Below are 2216 nucleotides of genomic sequence, written 5' to 3' on the forward strand. Positions count from 1 at the left end.
ACGCTGCAAGGGAACAACCTCGAGCTGCTGAAGCAGCATCACAATGTGTTCACCGCCGAGAATGCGATGAAGCCGGATGCGATGTACAACAACAATCGGGAATATACGCCGAACGCTGCGGTGTCGCTCGTCGACAAGGCGCTGGCCGAAGGAATGAAGGTGCACGGCCATGTGCTCATCTGGCACGGTCAGAGCCCGGAGTGGCTCCCGACTGCGGATCCGGCAGGTCTGGATCTGGAGACCGAGGGGCTGAGCGAGCGCGATGCAGCGCTTGTACGGATGAAAGCTCATATTACGCGCGTCGTGGAGACGTTCGGGGACAAGGTCATCTCTTGGGATGTCGTCAACGAAGCGATCCGTGACAACCCGTCCAATCCGGATGACTGGAGAAATGCACTGCGCATGAACGAAGCGGCCTGGAACCGGGCGATCGGCTCCGATTATATCGAGATGGCCTTCCGTTATGCGAAGGAAGCGCTCGAGAAAAATGGCTGGGACGATGTCAAGCTCTACTATAACGATTACAACGAGGACACGCGGAGCAAGGCGATCGCAATCGCCAGCATGGTCAAGGAGCTGAACGACAAGTACGCCAAGGAGCATCCGGGCAAACTGCTGATCGACGGCATCGGCATGCAGGCGCATTACAACAGCGGCACGAGAATTGCCAATGTGCAGTGGTCGCTGGAGACGTTCATCGATCTTGGCGTGGAGGTCAGCGTCAGCGAGCTGGACATCCAGGCTGGCCAGGGCCGAGTGCAGACCGAGAGTGAAGCGAAGACACAAGCGCTTCAGTATGCACAGCTGTTCCAGCTCTACAAAAAGCATGCCGACAACATCGCGCGCGTCACCTTCTGGGGCATCAATGACACCGCCAGCTGGCGCGTGGAGACGAGTCCGTTAATATTCAACGGCAGGATGCAGGCCAAGCAGGCTTATTATGCGGTCGCCGACCCGGAGGCTTTCCTGGAGGAGCATGGAGGGGAAGAGGTTGTCGTGGAGACGAAAAAGTCCACAGCCTCGTACGGAACGCCGACGATCGACGGCACTGTCGATGCAGCATGGGAGAAAGCAACTGCCCTGCCGGTCAGCCGCTATCTGACAGCGCATAACGGGGCGAAGGGAACGGCTCGCGTGCTGTGGGATGACGACAACCTGTATGTGCTGGTGCAGGTCAACAGTAACCTGACGCTCGACAAGAGTAGTAGCGCCGTGCATGAGCATGACTCGGTCGAGGTGTTCGTGGATCAGAAAAATGTCAAATCAGCAGCCTACGAGGCTGGGGTTGGCCAGTACCGGGTCAACTTCGACAACGAGAGATCGTTTAATCCGGATGGCATCGGCGCGAACGTGACATCCGCTACGAAGGTAGAGGGAACGAACTATACCGTCGAGCTGAAAATTCCGCTTACGGAAATCGATCCTAAAGCTGAACAAGAGATTGGATTTGACGTACAGATCAACGACGGCGAGTCCGGCGCGCGCAGAAGCGTAGCGACCTGGAACGACGGCAGCGGTCAAGGCTACAACGACCCTTCCGTATTCGGGGTATTGACCTTGAAGTCGGAAACGACGGGAGGCGAGCCTGAGGTCACCGTCTATCATGAAACGTTCCTGAATGGCAAAGGCGATCTTGTGCAGCAATCTGGAGGAGCTGCGTTAACAGCCGTAACGGGCAAGAGCTTCGAAGGCAATAGCGATGGGGCTGCCTTGCATGTCGCTAATCGCTCGGCAGGCTGGCATGGAGCTGACTTCGATTTTGAAAAGATGGGTCTGAAAAAGGGACAAAAGTACAAGGTTACGGTTACAGGCTACGTGGATGAGGGGGTCACTGTCCCGGCTGGCGCAGAGGCGTATCTGCAATTGCCGATGGATAGTTATCCATTGCTAGCGAATGAGAGCTATGTGGCGGGTGAAGCTTTCGCTCTCAAAGGAGAATTCACGTATACGGATGTGTTTACGAAATTCCGCGTTCAGTCCAACGAGGGAGGCCAAACGGTGCCATTCTACATCGGCGACGTTAAGGTCACCGGTCCGGCTGATGGAGGCGGGGATGGCGAGCCGGGCGAGAGCATCGCTTTCTACGACTTCGAGGACGGGGTGCAGGGATGGAGCGAGCGTGACGTAACCACCGCAACCGTAGCGCATACGACTGAAGCTAATGCGACGGATGGCGGCTCGCATAGTCTGAAGGTTACCGTCAATGCGCAATACGC

The 2216-nt window shown here is 56.7% G+C and carries 1 protein-coding gene; it reads left to right on the forward strand.

Features of this window, described 5'->3' with window-relative positions; genetic code table 11:
- Positions 1–2216, forward strand: a 2216-nt coding sequence (locus tag PA598K_RS34425) for an endo-1,4-beta-xylanase (RefSeq protein ID WP_185602410.1), incomplete at both ends; no start/stop codon positions are given.

It is taken from the genome of Paenibacillus sp. 598K (assembly GCF_003851045.1).
Lineage (GTDB): Bacteria > Bacillota > Bacilli > Paenibacillales > Paenibacillaceae > Paenibacillus_D.